The following is a 16,174-nucleotide window of genomic DNA, read 5'->3' on the forward strand; positions in this document are numbered from 1 at the left end:
AATATGAAATAAATCGAAACTTTAAATTAGTAAATTTGACTCTGTAGTATGCTTTAATCTTTAGTTATCAAGCTGTTTGAAAATATTTAATAATAGTTAAAATCGGAAACTGACAAAAGAGGGATAGATTTAACAGGCGCACGAACTATTACGGATACTATTAATGATCTAGCTAACGGAGATAATTCATTTCTTAACCAGTTTATTGGTGACCCCATGACTAACAATCCCTCTAATAATGGTTGGTGGTATGGTAGCACATTAAATCCTCCATCTTCTCTTATCAACGAATTTCCAGAATATTTTAATAATCTAAAAGAGCAATATCCAGCATATTTTGAATCTTTTTCCGATGACTCTTATTTTTCAGGAAACTCCGACTATTCAGGCTATTCTGATTACTCTGCTTTTTCGGGAAACTCCGACTATTCAGGCTATTCTGATTCTTTAGAGAATTCTTATTTTTCAGGAAATTCTGACTATTCAGGCTATTCTGATTACTCCTCTTCTTCAAGAGAATCTGATTCTTTAGAGAATTCTTCTTCTGTTACTCGTTTTCAAAATAAAAATGTTCCAGGTACATATTTATTTGCGGGGGAGCAAGAAAGTCGCAATATTCGCCAAAACTTCCCTAATTTTGCAGAAGAAGGTATTGCTTTTAAAGTAGGAATTGAACCAGGGGACGATTTAATTCGGATTTACCGTTTTTCAAAATAAAAACGTTCCGGGTACATATTTATTTGCTGGGCAGCAAGAAAGCCAAAATATTCGCCAAAACTTCCCTAATTTCGTAGAAGAAGGTATTGCCTTTTATGTTTATGGTGCAGATGCCAATAAAGGAATTGACATTTACCGTTTTCAAAATATGCAGCAACCAGGTACATATCTTTTTGTAGGGGAAGCCGAAAAAAATAATATTCTTGCTAATTTTCCTCAATTTCAATTAGAAGGAGTTGCCTTTGAGGTAATGACTTAAGTTTAAATAATGTATCAGGGCTTGTAACAAGTTGAAAATTAGGGGGGGGTTATACCCACAGTTTTAGCACACCTGTTTGACTACTATGTCTAATGCAGGTGTATTTCTTTGTTTCATCTAAGCAATTTATGGACATAAGGCTTTAGTAGCTTTGCAAAAATATTTAAAAGTCTTACCAAATCAGCTATTCTCGGTGATCGATACCATCTCCTTGATCTCAATAATTCGATTCTCTAAAAGCCTTATAAATGCTAATATTTTAGAGTAGATCTCTTACTTTGGATGACGAAGAAAATTAACTGAGGGAGAGGCAAAAAACTAGATAAAATAAATTGTTTCACCATGACACCCCCAAACCAAAGTAGTATTTTAATTGTTGACGATGTACTCGACAATCTGCGTCTTCTCAGAGATACTTTACAGGAAGCAGGTTATAAAGTACGCTCCTGCACAACGGGGGCAATGGCATTAAGAGCCGTAAAAGCTCAAATTCCTGACTTAATTTTGCTCGATATTCAACTTCCGGACTTCAATGGTTATGAAATTTGTCGGCAAATTAAAGCAGAACCTAAAACAGCCCAAATACCGATTATTTTTCTCAGTGGATTAAGTAACATTTTCGATAAAATGCAAGGTTTTAGCTTTGGTGGTGCAGATTATATTACCAAACCTTTTCAAATAGAGGAAGTTTTAGCCCGTGTTAGCACTCATCTTTCTATCCAACAATTACGCCTTAGTATGGAGGAAAAAAACCAACGCTTAACCCAAGAAATTGAGGAGCATAAACGTACCCAAGAAGCTCTATTTTTTGAAAAAGAATTGGCCCAAGTCACTTTAAGCTCGATCGCAGATGCGGTAATAACCACGAATACCAAAGGCTATATTTCCTATCTTAATCCAGTAGCGGAGTCCTTGACTGGTTGGAATGAAAAAGAAGCCCAAGGATTACATTTATTTGAAGTTTTCCACATTATTAGTGATTTTACGAATGAAATAGTTGAAAATCCCACTTTAGAAGCCTTAGAACAAATAAGAATCATCAACTTAGCTAGTAATACTTTATTAATATCTTATGATGGTACAGAATTTCCCGTTAGTAATTCCGCCGCTCCTATTCAAAATAGAGACGGTAATGTTATTGGTGCTGTAATTATTTTTCGAGATATTACCGAATCCTATAATTTTACTCGTCAATTATCTTGGCAAGCAACCCATGATTCTCTCACGGGATTAATAAATCGTTTGGGTTTTGAACAACAATTAGAAACTGCTATTTCCTCCGCCATTAATAAGCATCAGCATCATGTTTTATGTTATTTAGATTTAGATCAATTTAAAATTGTGAATGATACTTGTGGTCATGGTGCCGGGGATGAATTGTTGTGTCAAATAACTCAATTATTGCAAGAAAGAATCAGAGATACTGACACTTTAGCTCGTTTAGGAGGCGATGAATTTGCCTTTTTACTTCATCAATGTACTCTCGAAAAGGCGATCGAAATTGCGGAAAGCACTAGAGAAATGGTTAAAAATTTTCGTTTTAATTATAAAAATAAAACCTTTAGTATTGGGGTTAGTATTGGCGTTGTGGCTATTGATGCTAATATTCAGGATAAAAATAGCGTTTTAGCTGTAGCTGATGCCGCTTGTTATGCTGCTAAAGGAAAAGGGCGTAATTTTGTGCAAGTATATCAACCTACTGATCAAGAATTAGTTAAACAACGCCATGAAAGACAATGGGTTGTGCAAATTAATCAGGCTTTAGAAGATAATCGTTTTTCTCTTTATTATCAAAAAGTTACACCGATTAATGATAAGAATAAACCAATTTATTATGAGATTTTATTACGCTTATTAAATGAACAAGGTAATTTAGTCGCCCCCGGTTTTTTCCTACCTTCTGCCGAACGTTATGAGTTAATGCCCATGATCGATCGTTGGGTAATTACTAATTTTTTTAGTCAATATCGGGCTTATTATCAACAATATGAAGAGCAAATTAATTCTCATAATTTATATGCCCTAAACATTTCCGCATCTAGTATTAATCATGGAGATTTTTTTGAGTTTTTACAAGGGCAATTAGAACAAGCACAAATTCCCACGAAAACTATTTGTTTTGAAATTACAGAAGATACCGCAATTTCTAACTATGATCAAGCCATTGAATTGATCAAAAAATTAAAACATTTAGGTTGTTATTTTGCCATTGATGATTTTGGAAAAGGAATGAACTCTTTTGAATATATTAAACATTTTCCAGTGGATTTTTTAAAAATTGATGGCAGTTTTGTGAGAAATATAGTTCACAGTGAAATTGATTTAATTATTGTGGAAAGTTTTAACCGTATTGGTCATGTGATGAACTTACATACAATCGCTGAGTTTGTAGAAAATAAAGAAATTTTAGACAAATTAGGCTCGATTGGCTTAGATTATGCTCAAGGTTATCATATCGCTAAACCTGCTCCTTGTTTTCTTACAAAGCCACAAAGGTTAGAATAAAGATTAATAGTAAAAAAATAATCATCCATGACAGAAACCCAAAATCAAGAATTAGTAAAATGTCCGACAGGAATTCAAGGACTTGATGAAATTACTGGAGGAGGTTTACCTCAAGGCAGAACAACCCTTATTTGCGGATCGGCAGGTTGGGGCAAAACTCTATTTGGGGAAGAATTTCTCGTGCGTGGAGCGAATGTTTATAATGAACCGGGAGTTTTAATGACTTTTGAGGAGACCACTTCAGAAATTACCACAAATGTCGCTTCTTTAAGTTGGAATTTAAACCAGCTAATTGCTGATAATCAAATTTTAATTGATCATGTCCATCTGGATGCTAATGAAATTTTAGAAACGGGAGAATATACCTTAGAGGCTTTAATGATTCGTTTGGGTTACGCTATCAACAAAATTAAAGCCAAAAGAGTTGTTTTAGATACGATCGAAGTGCTATTTGCCGGTTTATCCAATGCCAATATTATCAGAATGGAATTAAGGCGTTTATTTCATTGGTTAAAAGCTCAAGATGTCACCGCCATTATTACGGGAGAAAAGGGAGAAAATAGTTTAACTCGTCAAGGGTTAGAAGAATATGTGTCAGATTGTGTGATTAAATTAGACCAAAAAACCGTTTATGAAATCGCTACGAGAACTATTCAATTTATTAAATATCGGGGTTCACGCCATAGTAATAATGAGTATCCTTTTTTGATTGAAGAAACAGGGATTTCCGTCTTACCGATTACATCGTTAATGTTAAATCATCAGGTTTCTAATGAGCGTATTTCTACAGGAATAACAGAGTTAGATCAAATGTTAGAAGGTAAAGGTTATTTTCGGGGTAGTAGTATTTTAATTACAGGCAAAGCAGGTACAGGAAAATCTAGTTTAGCCGCTTATTTTGCCCAAGCCACTTGTTTAAAAGGTGAACGCTGTTTATATTTAGCCACAGAAGAATCCCCCCAACAAATCCTCCGTAATTTAACCTCGATCGGGCTTAATTTAGCACCCTTTGTTGAACAAGGTTTATTACAGTTTGATGCGGTGCGTCCGAATAATTATAATTTAGAAATGCGCTTATTTAAAATTCATCGTTGGGTCAAAACTTTTCAGCCCACAGCAATTATTATTGATCCCATGAGTAATTTAATTTTAAGCGGTACTATACTACAAACTAAAAGTTTTTTTACTCGCTTAATCGATTATTTAAAAAGTCAACAAATTACAGTTTTATTAACTAATCTCACAGCAGGTAATCAAGAATCTGATTATGAACAAACGGACATTGGTATTTCTTCTTTAATGGATACTTGGTTAGAATTGCAGGTAATGAAAGCTAATGGCGAACGTAATCGTTTACTTTATATTCTCAAGTCTCGTGGGATGCCTCACTCCAATCAAGTCAGGGAATTTATCATTACTAATGAAGGGGTGAATTTAGTAGAAGTTTATTTAGGAGAAGGACAAGTTTTAACAGGATCACAAAGAGTTAATCAAGAGTTACAGCAACAATTAGAAATTAAAAAACGGAGGCAAATTGTAGAGCAGAAAAAACGCAAGTTAGAACAGGAAAAACATCTTTTACAAGCTCAAATAACTGCCCTACAAATGCAGTTAGCTAGTCAAGATGAGGAATTAGCTTTAATGGTATCTGAAGAAGAAGAACATCAACAAACGCTTTTAGATAATCGTAATTTGATGAATGAATCACGATCGTCATAATTATTAAATTTAAGAGGTTTTTAACTTATGAATAAAACACAAAAAAATACTATTAAACTAACAAAAGAAATTGCTCAATATTATCTAACAGTAAACCAAGAAAGGCTTTAGATATTATCAGGCATAATCATCTAATCTTAATGAGTGAAATTACTTTATTAGAGTTAGGAGGAGTTTTAAGTCGTTCTAAATTTAATAAATATATTACTTTGATTTGTTAGTATTAAATCCTTTTAGAGCAATTAAGATTATTACTATTGAGCAATTTTTACTATTGTTTAAATAACTTAAAATAGCTCTAATTAGCTCTAAATTTTTGAAAATTTTTGATTACCAATAGGGAAAAACATGACCAATGATAATGAATTAAATCTTCAGAATAAATCTAGTGAAACTCCTTGGACTTTGCGTTTATATGTAGCAGGGCAAACTCCTAAATCTTTAACAGCTTTTGCTAATCTTAAAAATATTTGCGAGGAGTATCTTGAAGGAAAGTATAAGATTGAAATTATTGATTTAACAAAACAACCCGAACTGGCGATCGAAGATCAGATTATCGCTATACCTACTTTAGTGAGGAAATTACCAGAACCAATTAAAAAAATTATTGGTGATTTATCGAATAAAGAAAAAGTCTTAATTGGACTGCAAATTCTTCCCTTTTTAGAGGCATAAAATTTATTAAACATCTATAGATTTATTCACTATGAATGAAAATGAAGTTAATCAAAAAACCACTCAACTTTTTGAAGAAGTTTTAACCAATTCATCTCAGGAAAATTATTTATTGCGTCTTTATATTGCGGGTACAACAGTTCATTCTTTAGAAGCGTTAAAAAATATAAAAAAAATTTGTGAAGAACATCTTGAAGGACGTTATCAATTAGAAGTTATTGACGTTTATCAAAATTCTGAGTCTATGATTAACGCCAATATTGTCGCTATTCCTACCTTAATTAAAGAGTTACCTTTACCCTTACAAAAATTAATTGGTAATTTATCTGATCGAGAAAAAGTTTTAATTGGTCTTAATCTGATTCTTAACCAAAGCTCAAAAGAGGATCATGAATGATTTACAACTAGGTTAGGGGATGATTCTTCCATCAAAAACCTTAAGCTAAAACAGTATAAAAACTAAAAATCAGACGATAAATTTCTTGAAGTTGCTCTTGACGGAAATGCTAATTTTTTGATCACAGACCATCGAGATTTATTGGTGTTAAATCCTTTTCGGGATATAGAGATTATCACCATTAATGAATTTTTAACTAGACTTAATAGTTAATTTGTTAATAATCGATCATGACATTTAATCCGGGTAAAATATTTTCACCTGATAAAATAGTCGGCATATTTACAATTTCCACCTCTTGATTTTGACGATAAATTTCTACTTGTTTTTGTTGAGGATTAATTAACCAACCTAATAATAAACCCGATGCTAAATATTCTCTCATTTTTGCTTGTAAAGGAGCAAGTCTATCAGATTTAGACCTTAATTCAATCACAAAATCGGGACAAATAGGAGGAAAACCATCTCTTTCCTTTTGAGTTAAATTTTCCCATTTTTCTAAAGATACCCAAGCAACATCTGGAGAGCGATCGCCACCTTCTGGCAAACTAAAGATAGTAGATGAACTAAAAACTATTCCCAACCGAGTTTGACGATTCCAGAGACTAATATCAAAGTTTAAATCAGACTCTTTTTGACCACTTTCACCACCAACGGGGGACATAATAATTAATTCTCCTTGAGGATTTCTTTCTAATTGTAATTCCGGGTTCGCTTGACACAGTTCAACAAATTGTTTTCTAGTTAGCCTGGTAATTGAATTAAGATTTAATACAGTAGCCATGATTTTTAATAGTTTTTATGTAATTGATACTTTCAAGACTAGCAAGGGAGACGATCGAACTACTCTAATTCTACTACATAAGTTTGATACTGAGTGCAAAAGAGTGAGGAAAAAGCAAATCATGCAATACCACAACTATACAAAAAAATTAGAGAATAACAATGGATAATAAAAAATATTATGGACAATTCACAAGTTGAACTGGAAAAATTACGTCAAGAATTAGCTGAAGTTAAAGAAAAATTACAAGTAGCTGAACAAACTTTACAGGCAATTCAGGCGGGGGAAGTAGATGCGTTAGTTGTCAGTAACGAAACGGGTGTAAAAATTTTTACTTTGCAAAGGGCAGATTATACCTATCAACTTTTAGTAGAACAAATGGGGGAAGGGGCTGCCACGATCGATGGTGAAGGATTGATTTTATACTCTAATCAAAGATTATCAGATTTATTACATTGTCCTTTAGAAAGTTTAATTGGTTCTAACTTACAAACTTTTATTGCACCTCCAGATCAAAAGACTTTTTTGTCTATTTTACAGCAGATTTCATCTGAGCAAGTTATTACCATTGAATTGTCTTTAGTTAGTAAGATTAAACAGGAGGAAATCCTCGTACAACTATCCCTACGGCAGTACAAAATAGATGAAATAATTGTTTATAGTGTTGTTATTACTGATATTACTCAAGGCAAAATTCGAGAAGCAGCTAAATTAAATCAGATTCTTAATGCTACCAATGCAGTAGTTATTAGTTATCGTATTTTTACCGATGGAAGTTGGATTTTTGACTATTGGTCTGAAGGTTGTGAGCAACTTTTTGGTTACACTGCGAGGGAATTAATAGCGGATCAAAATTTGTGGATTAGTCATATTGTACCTGAAGATTTAGCCAAAATTAGACCGCAAATTTTTACCGATTTTCCAGAAGATGAAACTCACTATGTGGAGTATCGTTTTCGACATCGAGATGGTACATTACGCTGGATAGGATCATCTCGTATTGTGCAATGGGATCAAGTTAATAATTGTTGGTTAGGAAGGGGAATTTCAACAGATATTACTAGAAGAAAACAAGTGGAAATTGCCTTAGAAGAAGCTCAAAATACCATTAAAAAACAGGAAGAACAATTTAGATTAGCATTAGAATTGACGCAAACTGGTGTTTGGGATTGGGATCTTCAAAATGATACAATCCAGTGGAATAGTTGTCATTATTCTCTCTTGGGATATGAAGCGAAAGATTTTTCAGCAAGTTATCAGGCTTGGCACGATCAAGTTCACTCAGAAGATCTTAATATCACAGAAGAAAAACTCCGTCAGGCGATCGCCAATCAAACCATTTATGAAGCAGAATATCGAGTTATTTATCCCAATGGTACAATTCATTGGTTATTAGCTAAAGGACAAGCTATTTATGATCAATTAGATCAACCTGTGCGGATGATTGGGACAATTATTGATATTACCGATCGCAAACAAACTGAGATTTTACTACAAGAAAGCGAACAAAAATTGAGTTTATTTGTCAAATATGCTCCTGTAAATGTGGCGATGTTTGACCAAAATATGTGTTATATTGCCGTCAGTCAACGCTGGATCAATACCTATAAACTAGGCTCTCTTAAAAGGGTTTTGGGACAATCTCACTATGATCTTTTATCTATTCCTGAATATTGGCGACAGTTGCATCAACAGGGTTTAGCAGGTATTCCTAGTAAATGCGATGAAGATTACTATATTTTAGCCGATGGCTCATCACAATGGTTAAAATGGGAAATTCAACCCTGGCAAAGAACTACAGATAATGTTGGTGGTATTTTAATCTTTGTTGAGGATATTAGCGAACGTAAACAGACAGAAATCGCTTTATCTCAAGTTCAGGAAAGTTTGAATATTGCCCTTGAAGCCGCCCAAATGGGAACATGGTCTTTAGATTTAACTCGTAATGTATCTGCGATGCGTTCTTTGCGTCATGATCAGCTATTCGGTTACGAAACCGCACAGATAGAATGGGGACAAAGGATCGCACGTCAACATATTATCCCAGAAGATCAAGACATCTTTGATCAAGCCTTTGAGCGTGCTACGAAAACAGGGATTCTTGACTGTGAATTTCGGGTAAAATGGAGTGATAGTAGTATTCACTGGATGGCAGCCCGAGGGCGTTTTTACTTCGATGAGCGGGGAAATCCTGTTACAGCAGGAGGTGTTAATTTTGAGATTACACAACGTAAACAAGCTGAAATAGCTTTACAAGAACAATTAAAAAAAGAACAATTAATTAACAATATTGCTCAAACCATTCGCCAAACTCTTAACCTTGATCAAATCTTACAAACCACAGTAGATCAAGTCAGAGAATTATTACAAGCAGATCGGACAATTATTTTACGTTTTCAAGAAGATGAAACTGTTACCATCATTACAGAATCAGTGAATCCCAATTATCCAGCAATTATTAATAGTAATATTTATGATCCTTGTTTTGTTGAGAAATATGTTGAGTCTTATCGTCAAGGTTTAGTTACCACCAGAAGCGATTTTGATGCTGATGATATAAAACTATATTATCATGAATTGATGCAACCTTTTCAAGTCAGCCCCAGTCTGGCAGTTCCGATTTTACAAGAAAACCAATTATGGGGTTTATTAATTGTTGATCAATGTGCTAATCCTCGACAATGGAAACAAAGCGAAATTGACTTAATTAAACAACTCTCAATTCAAGTAAGTATTGCTATTCAACAAGCAGAATTATATCAAAAAACCCATCACCAATTATTAGAAATTAAACAAGCACAACAATCCTTGTTTGAAAGTGAACAAAAATTAAAAGCAGTGCTAGAATATGCCCCAGTTATTATTTATTTAATTGATTTAGACAACAAACATCTTTTAGTTAATCAAGGTTATAGCGACCTTTTAGCAACCAGTTCAGAACAATTAATCGGTAAAAGTATTTATGATGTTTGGGATCAAAAAACAGCAGATTTTTTTGCTGCTAACAACCTCAAAGTAATCAAAGACAATAAACTCTTAGAAAGCGAAGAAACCATTCCTCTAAGAGATGGTATTCATACTTATATTACTTTAAAATTTCCTTTCCGTAATAGTGAAGGTAAAATTATTGCGGTTGGTGGTATTTCTACCGATATTACCGAGAAAAAACAACTAGAAAAGCAATTTTATCACGCCCAAAGATTAGAAAGTTTAGGCACACTAGCCGGAGGCATTGCTCACGATTTTAACAACATTTTAACCCCCATTTTAGGAGTGAGTCAATTACTACCCAGTCATTTTCCTAACCTTGATGAAAAAACCGAACGCTTATTAACCATGCTTTCTAATAGTGCCAGAAGAGGTGCAGATTTAGTTAAACAAATTCTCCTTTTTAGTCGGCAAACGGAAGGAAATTGGACAACCTTACAATTAGGTTATTTACTTCTAGAATTAATCGGTATTTTTAAACCAACTTTTCCTAAATCGATCATGATCGAATCAGAAATTCCCACCAGAGAATTATGGACAATTTCCGGCAATGCCACCCAAATGCACCAAGTATTCATGAATTTAACCGTTAACGCTAGAGATGCCATGGCAGAGGGCGGAATATTAACCATTACCGCAGAAAATCGGGAATTAGATGAAAATGAAGCCATGCTTAATTTCTCAGCAAAAGCAGGATCTTATGTAGTTGTTACCATTGCCGATACAGGAACAGGTATTGCTCCTGATTTATTAGAGCGTATTTTTGACCCATTTTTTACCACCAAAGAAACAGGAAAAGGCACAGGTTTAGGATTAGCCACAGTGATGGGAATTTTAAAAAATCATAACGGTTTTATCAAAGTTGATAGTGAATTAGGTAATGGAACAGAATTTAAAGTATTTTTACCCGCACTTAAAGAAGAGATTAAATTATCTGCCACAGAAGAAGTAATACCCACAGGAAATGGCGAATTAATTTTAATTGTGGATGATGAAACGACAATTCAAGAAGTCACAAAAACCACTTTAGAAAATTATAATTATCGTACCATTGTTGCCAATGATGGTTTGGAAGCACTTACTATTTATCGAGAACAACAACAGAAAATAAAACTAATTATCATGGATATGATGATGCCTAATTTAGATGGTGTAAAAGCAATTCGGAGTTTACAGGAAATTAATCCCCAAGTTAATATTATTGCTACCAGTGGCTTAATTACTAATCAAAAATTAGCCTTATCAGCTAATGTGAAAACTTTTTTAGGAAAACCCTACACTAATAAACAATTATTTAAAGCTGTAACGGAAATCATCGCTAGTCAATTAGAAACTATTAATCAAACTCCCTCAGAAAAAATAATTTCAGATACTGATAGTTTGAAAGAAGTTTTATCTCAAATGCCCTCTGATTGGTTACAAGAAATGTATCAAGGGGCTTATGGGGTAGATGCTGATTTAATGTTAGAGTTAGTTGAAAAAATACCTGATGAGATACTATTATTAGCCGATACTCTGAAAAAGTTAATTAATGATTTTGAAATAGATTTGATTATGAAGTTAATTGAGGAGCTTGATTGTAAAGACTCAATAATATAGAACCTTTGGTTATTTGAGTTACAAGCGTAAATATCAAATAGGTTCTATAGTGTTGTCTGTATTAAACTAAACTTAGATCTTGCATCTCTATCATCAATTCTCGATGAGGAAAGGGGGAAAAGTAATCAGAATTGATTTTAAAACTCCTAAAATTGATTTTTCCCGTTTTGTTTCATTGGTATTATTGTACTGGTGCAAGATCTGAGTTAAACTAAAAATAGTTCTTTTTACCAATAATTATTAAGAAATATTGCTAACTTTGTTAAGGTCTGTTGCAAAACTATCAAAAATTTTTCACAGGTGTTCTTTTTAGCCTAAATTTCTATTCAGATGCAATTTATAATCAATCATTAATTTATCAAGATTTTTAGGAGAGATAACCGTGACAATTAGGGTAGCAGTAGTAGGCGGAGGTCCAGCAGGTTCATCGGCAGCAGAAGTTTTAGCTAAGGCAGGAATTGAAACTTATATTTTTGAAAGAAAGTTAGATAACGCTAAACCTTGTGGTGGTGCCATTCCTCTTTGTATGGTGAGTGAATTTGATTTACCCCCTGAAATTATCGATCGCCGAGTGCGTAAAATGAAAATGATTTCACCCTCAAATATTGAAGTCAATATCGGTCAAACCCTTAAAGATGAGGAATATATTGGAATGTGCCGTCGTGAAGTCTTAGATGGCTTTTTGCGTGAACGGGCTGCTAAATTAGGTGCTAATTTGATTAACGGTACTGTCTATCAATTAGATATTCCTAACAACGATAAAGAGCCTTATACTCTTCATTATGCAGATCATTCTAATGGTTCAGCCCAAGGAGAAATGAAAACTCTTAAAGTTGATCTTGTTATTGGTGCTGATGGCGCTAACTCCCGTGTTGCTAAAGCCATTGACGCCGGTGATTATAATTATGCCATCGCCTTCCAAGAAAGAATTAGGTTGCCTGAAGATAAAATGGCTTACTATGAAGACTTAGCAGAAATGTACGTTGGGAACGATGTATCTCCTGACTTTTATGCTTGGGTATTTCCTAAATATGATCACGTTGCCGTTGGTACTGGTACAATGAAAGTAAATAAAGCTATCATCAAAGACCTACAAGCTGGAATTCGTCAACGAGCGGCAAAACGCTTAGAAGGAGGAGAAATCATCAAAGTTGAAGCCCATCCAATCCCCGAACATCCTCGCCCTCGTCGTGTAGTTGGTAGAGTTGCTTTAGTAGGAGATGCGGCCGGTACTGTCACCAAATCTTCAGGAGAAGGTATTTATTTTGCCGCTAAATCTGCAAGAATGTGTGCCGAAGTTATTGTCGAAACTAGCAATAACGGGCAAAAAGTACCCACGGAAGCGGATTTAAAAATCTACCTCAAACGTTGGGATAAACAATACGGTACAACTTATTTAGTTTTAGATATTTTACAAAGAGTTTTTTATCGTAGTGATGCTACCCGAGAGGCTTTTGTGGAAATGTGTTCTGATATTGATGTCCAAAAAATTACTTTTGACAGTTACTTATATAAAACTGTTGTACCTGCGAATCCTTTAGTACAAATGAAAATTACAGCTAAAACCATCGGAAGCCTTTTAAGAGGTAATGCTTTAGCACCGTAATTCAGTAATGATTAATGAGTAATTATCTACTATTCAGGATTAACTATTAACTATTCCCCGTTATCAGCAATATTAGAAATTAACGAGGGGGATAGTTCCACTTCCTGTAGTAGGTACATCACCTTTATTAGTGTTTAATCCATTAGTAATAGAAGGTGATTGATTAGCTGACTTATTCATTAAAGAATCAATAAATTCATTACCTGTACTAAAAGTTTCAGGTTTATTATCTCTCTCTATAATAACGTTTAATTTAGGAGTTTTATCTTTATCTAAATCTTCGACTACACTTCTGGAATCTAATCCTTGTAAAGAATCTCCCGTAATAGTTATATTTTCTTGTATTGTTTCTTGTGCCATGACGGCATAATTATTACTGTATAAACTAATAGTTCCTAATAACGCTACAGCAATTAATTTTTTATACATAATTTTCACCTTAATTATTAATCTAGCCTTATTTCTTATCTTAGTCAATCAAGTCTATAAATTGATTAAAGTTTTGTTAATGCAACCTCAGTTTGAAATAAAATTTAGCCTAAATCGATTAAATAATATTAATATTTGACTGAAAATTATTATAAATTGATTTTTTAGATTTATTTGCTAAATTTAATTAAGGAGTTAAAGCATTTAAGAAAATTTGGGGATTAATAAATAAATTCTGAGGATTTTAAAGTTTTATGAAGCTATTTTCTTAATAAATTGTAATAAAGTTTGTGAATCTCAAGGAAGATCTTGTATCCTAATATTGTGGGGATCAATCTCAGATCAAGGCTTTGAGAGGAATTACTGGTTTAAATCTAAAGTTCTAAACTTAAAGAACTGATATTATTGCTACTATTTAAGCTAATAAATACAAATTTTTTCTTATTACTAATTTGCTCAAAAATTTTAATAACCACTTTATACAATTTAATTAATCAATTTTAATAAAAATAAATATTATCTAAGTAATAAATAAAATATATGTATTGAAAAATCAAAAAAATTAGTAACAATAAGTAAGTTTAAAAGTAGTTTGTATTAAAAAAAAAAGAACTGGAGGTAAATCTAGTTCTATCATTGTAAGTAAGAACTGCTATGGTTACAAAACTTAAAGTTAAATTTTGAATCTCTTAGAAATTTTCTGTAAGCCTTAATGAATGATTCTCTAATGAATAGAAAACTATAGCTTAAAACAGAGAGAGGTCAAAAATGTCTAAAAGAAGAAAAAAGTTTAGTTGTGGACATATGGGATACGGTAGAGATTGTCATAGGTGCGAACAAAAACAAGTTATAAGGGAAGAAAAAAGAAAAGAAAAAAATGCTTGGGAAGCTACATTTTCTCAAGATCCCATTGATTTGAGTTCTTTACCTAGGAATGTAGTATTAAAAGCTAGACAAATTATTTATAATATTCAAAATCAAGCCAGTTATACTAATTTTAGGGGAAAAAGACTCAGACATGATCGATTTATCATTAGTATTCCCGTTACGAGAAATTATCGTCTCATTTGTCGAGATTATGGCAGTTTTGTTGCTCCAGAGGCGGTGGTTTCCCACGTAGATTACAATGTTTGCAAACCCGGCATCTAAGGCAGAATCCTTTCATTCTTAAATTTTTGGTTGAGATGAAATAATTTCTTTTATAGATGTTTTAATCAATTCTTCTTACTCTTCCCTACCACAACCATAAAATTTTATATCGAACTGAGGTAAAAATAAGTAATTAAGAATATTTTTTTCTCTGGAATAATTAATATAGCAATTCTATGAGAGTTGTGAGATTTAAAGAGGTGTTAGCTATCAGCTTTCAGTGGTCAGCTTTAAGGTATAGTAAGATTTACAGATTTATTTTTTAATCTTTAATTCTTCACGAATAATTTAGGATTGCTATAGTATAAAAAACCAAATATGAAAAAAGCAATAATTTGTGGTTATTATGGACAAGGAAATGCGGGAGATGAGGCTTTATTAGTTTGTGTTTTAGAAAGATTACCCAACAGTTTTATCCCTATAGTTTTATCAGGAAATCCTAGTAAAACTCATAAAAATTATGGAGTTATTAGTTATTCTCGTTTAGAAATTATTAAACAAATTTTAACATTAGGAAAAAAAGACTTATTTATTTGGGGAGGAGGAAGTTTAATTCAAGATGTCACTAGCCTTAAAAGTCCTCTTTTTTATTTAGGTTTAATGATTTTAGCTCAGTTAAAAGGCTTAAAAACGATCGCCTATGCCCAAGGAATTGGTCCTCTAAAAACTTCTTTTATTAGGTGGTTAACTAAACAAGTTCTAAAAAAATGTCATGGTGTCAGTGTGAGAGATAAAGAATCTGGTAAATTACTAAAAAAATGGGGTATAAAATATTTAATAGCGGCAGATCCAGTGTGGGCATTATCTAGTAAAATAACAGAAAATTTAGAATTATTACCTAAACCTAGAATTGCTGTTAATTTAAGATCTCATCATAGTTTAACCACAGAAAGAATAAAAATAATAATTAAAGCCTTAATTGAGTTAAGAAACGAAACTAAAGCAAATATTATTTTAGTGCCTTTTCAAGAGTCAAAAGACTTAAAAATTTGTCAAGAAATAGGAGATAAATTAGAGATAAATTATCAAATTATAATGATAGAAAATCCTCAAGAATTAAAAGGATTATTTCAAAAAGTAAATCTGTTAATAGGAATGCGTTTACATAGCCTAATTATGGCAAAAAGCGAAAAATGTAATTGTTTTGCATTGTCTTATGATCCAAAAGTAACTAATTTAATGGTAGAAACAAATATTGAAGGTTATGAATTAAATAATTTACCAGATCAAGCTAATATAATTACAGAACAATGGTTAAAAGTTTATCAAAATGTGTCTAATTCATCGGATAATCAAATAAAATCTTTAGCTAAAAGTGCTTTAAAACATCAAAATTTATTTGACTCA

At 32.7% G+C, this 16,174-nt stretch carries 12 protein-coding genes; 9 read left to right on the plus strand and 3 right to left on the minus strand.

Features of this window, described 5'->3' with window-relative positions; all coding sequences use genetic code 11:
* Positions 1-86 precede the first annotated feature (86 nt).
* A complete protein-coding gene (locus tag FWJ34_RS11645) occupies positions 87-218 on the minus strand; it encodes a hypothetical protein (RefSeq protein WP_308255491.1) in 132 nt (43 codons plus the stop codon).
* On the opposite strand from FWJ34_RS11645, the gene FWJ34_RS11650 reads away from it, so the two are divergent.
* The 5 genes from FWJ34_RS11650 to FWJ34_RS11670 all read left to right on the plus strand — a co-directional run bounded on the left by FWJ34_RS11650 (position 217) and on the right by FWJ34_RS11670 (position 6,272).
* Positions 217-717, plus strand: coding sequence for a hypothetical protein (locus FWJ34_RS11650; protein ID WP_308255492.1), 501 nt, complete (start codon positions 217-219; stop codon positions 715-717). The two genes, FWJ34_RS11645 and FWJ34_RS11650, sit on opposite strands and share 2 nt — an antisense overlap.
* A 601-nt stretch (positions 718-1,318) precedes the next feature.
* Positions 1,319-3,481, plus strand: coding sequence for an EAL domain-containing protein (locus tag FWJ34_RS11655; RefSeq protein ID WP_308255493.1), 2,163 nt, complete (start codon positions 1,319-1,321; stop codon positions 3,479-3,481).
* A gap of 27 nt (positions 3,482-3,508) precedes the next feature.
* Entirely contained in the window at positions 3,509-5,200 is a 1,692-nt protein-coding gene (gene kaiC, locus FWJ34_RS11660; protein ID WP_308255494.1) for a circadian clock protein KaiC, read from the plus strand.
* A 348-nt stretch (positions 5,201-5,548) separates the two neighbouring features.
* A complete protein-coding gene (locus FWJ34_RS11665) occupies positions 5,549-5,875 on the plus strand; it encodes a circadian clock KaiB family protein (protein ID WP_308255495.1) in 327 nt (108 codons plus the stop codon).
* Positions 5,876-5,906: 31 nt separating this feature from the next.
* Positions 5,907-6,272, plus strand: a complete 366-nt coding sequence (locus FWJ34_RS11670) for a circadian clock KaiB family protein (protein WP_308255496.1) — start codon at positions 5,907-5,909, stop codon at positions 6,270-6,272.
* Between the two features lie 217 nt (positions 6,273-6,489).
* Here the strand turns inward: FWJ34_RS11670 and FWJ34_RS11675 are convergent, their stop codons facing one another.
* Entirely contained in the window at positions 6,490-7,056 is a 567-nt protein-coding gene (locus tag FWJ34_RS11675; RefSeq protein WP_308255497.1) for a Uma2 family endonuclease, read from the minus strand.
* Positions 7,057-7,236: 180 nt separating this feature from the next.
* Between FWJ34_RS11675 and FWJ34_RS11680 the strand changes: the two genes are divergently transcribed.
* Both FWJ34_RS11680 and chlP read left to right on the plus strand, forming a co-directional pair.
* Positions 7,237-11,643 carry a PAS domain S-box protein gene (locus tag FWJ34_RS11680; RefSeq protein ID WP_308255498.1) on the plus strand — a complete coding sequence of 1,469 codons (4,407 nt, stop codon included), beginning with the start codon at positions 7,237-7,239 and terminating at the stop codon, positions 11,641-11,643.
* Between the two features lie 382 nt (positions 11,644-12,025).
* Entirely contained in the window at positions 12,026-13,249 is a 1,224-nt protein-coding gene (chlP, locus tag FWJ34_RS11685; RefSeq protein ID WP_308255499.1) for a geranylgeranyl reductase, read from the plus strand.
* A gap of 72 nt (positions 13,250-13,321) precedes the next feature.
* On the opposite strand, the gene FWJ34_RS11690 is transcribed toward chlP, so the two are convergent.
* On the minus strand, positions 13,322-13,678 hold the full coding sequence (locus tag FWJ34_RS11690) for a hypothetical protein (protein ID WP_308255500.1): 357 nt from the start codon (positions 13,676-13,678) through the stop codon (positions 13,322-13,324).
* A gap of 768 nt (positions 13,679-14,446) precedes the next feature.
* Here FWJ34_RS11690 and FWJ34_RS11695 point away from each other — a divergent pair.
* Positions 14,447-14,827, plus strand: coding sequence for a hypothetical protein (locus FWJ34_RS11695; RefSeq protein ID WP_308255501.1), 381 nt, complete (start codon positions 14,447-14,449; stop codon positions 14,825-14,827).
* 318 nt (positions 14,828-15,145) lie between these two features.
* Positions 15,146-16,174: polysaccharide pyruvyl transferase CsaB (gene csaB, locus FWJ34_RS11700; RefSeq protein WP_308255502.1), on the plus strand; the 1,029-nt coding region annotated here is incomplete at its 3' end.

The sequence above is a fragment of the Geminocystis sp. GBBB08 genome, from assembly GCF_016743215.1.
In the GTDB taxonomy this organism is placed as follows: domain Bacteria; phylum Cyanobacteriota; class Cyanobacteriia; order Cyanobacteriales; family Cyanobacteriaceae; genus Geminocystis.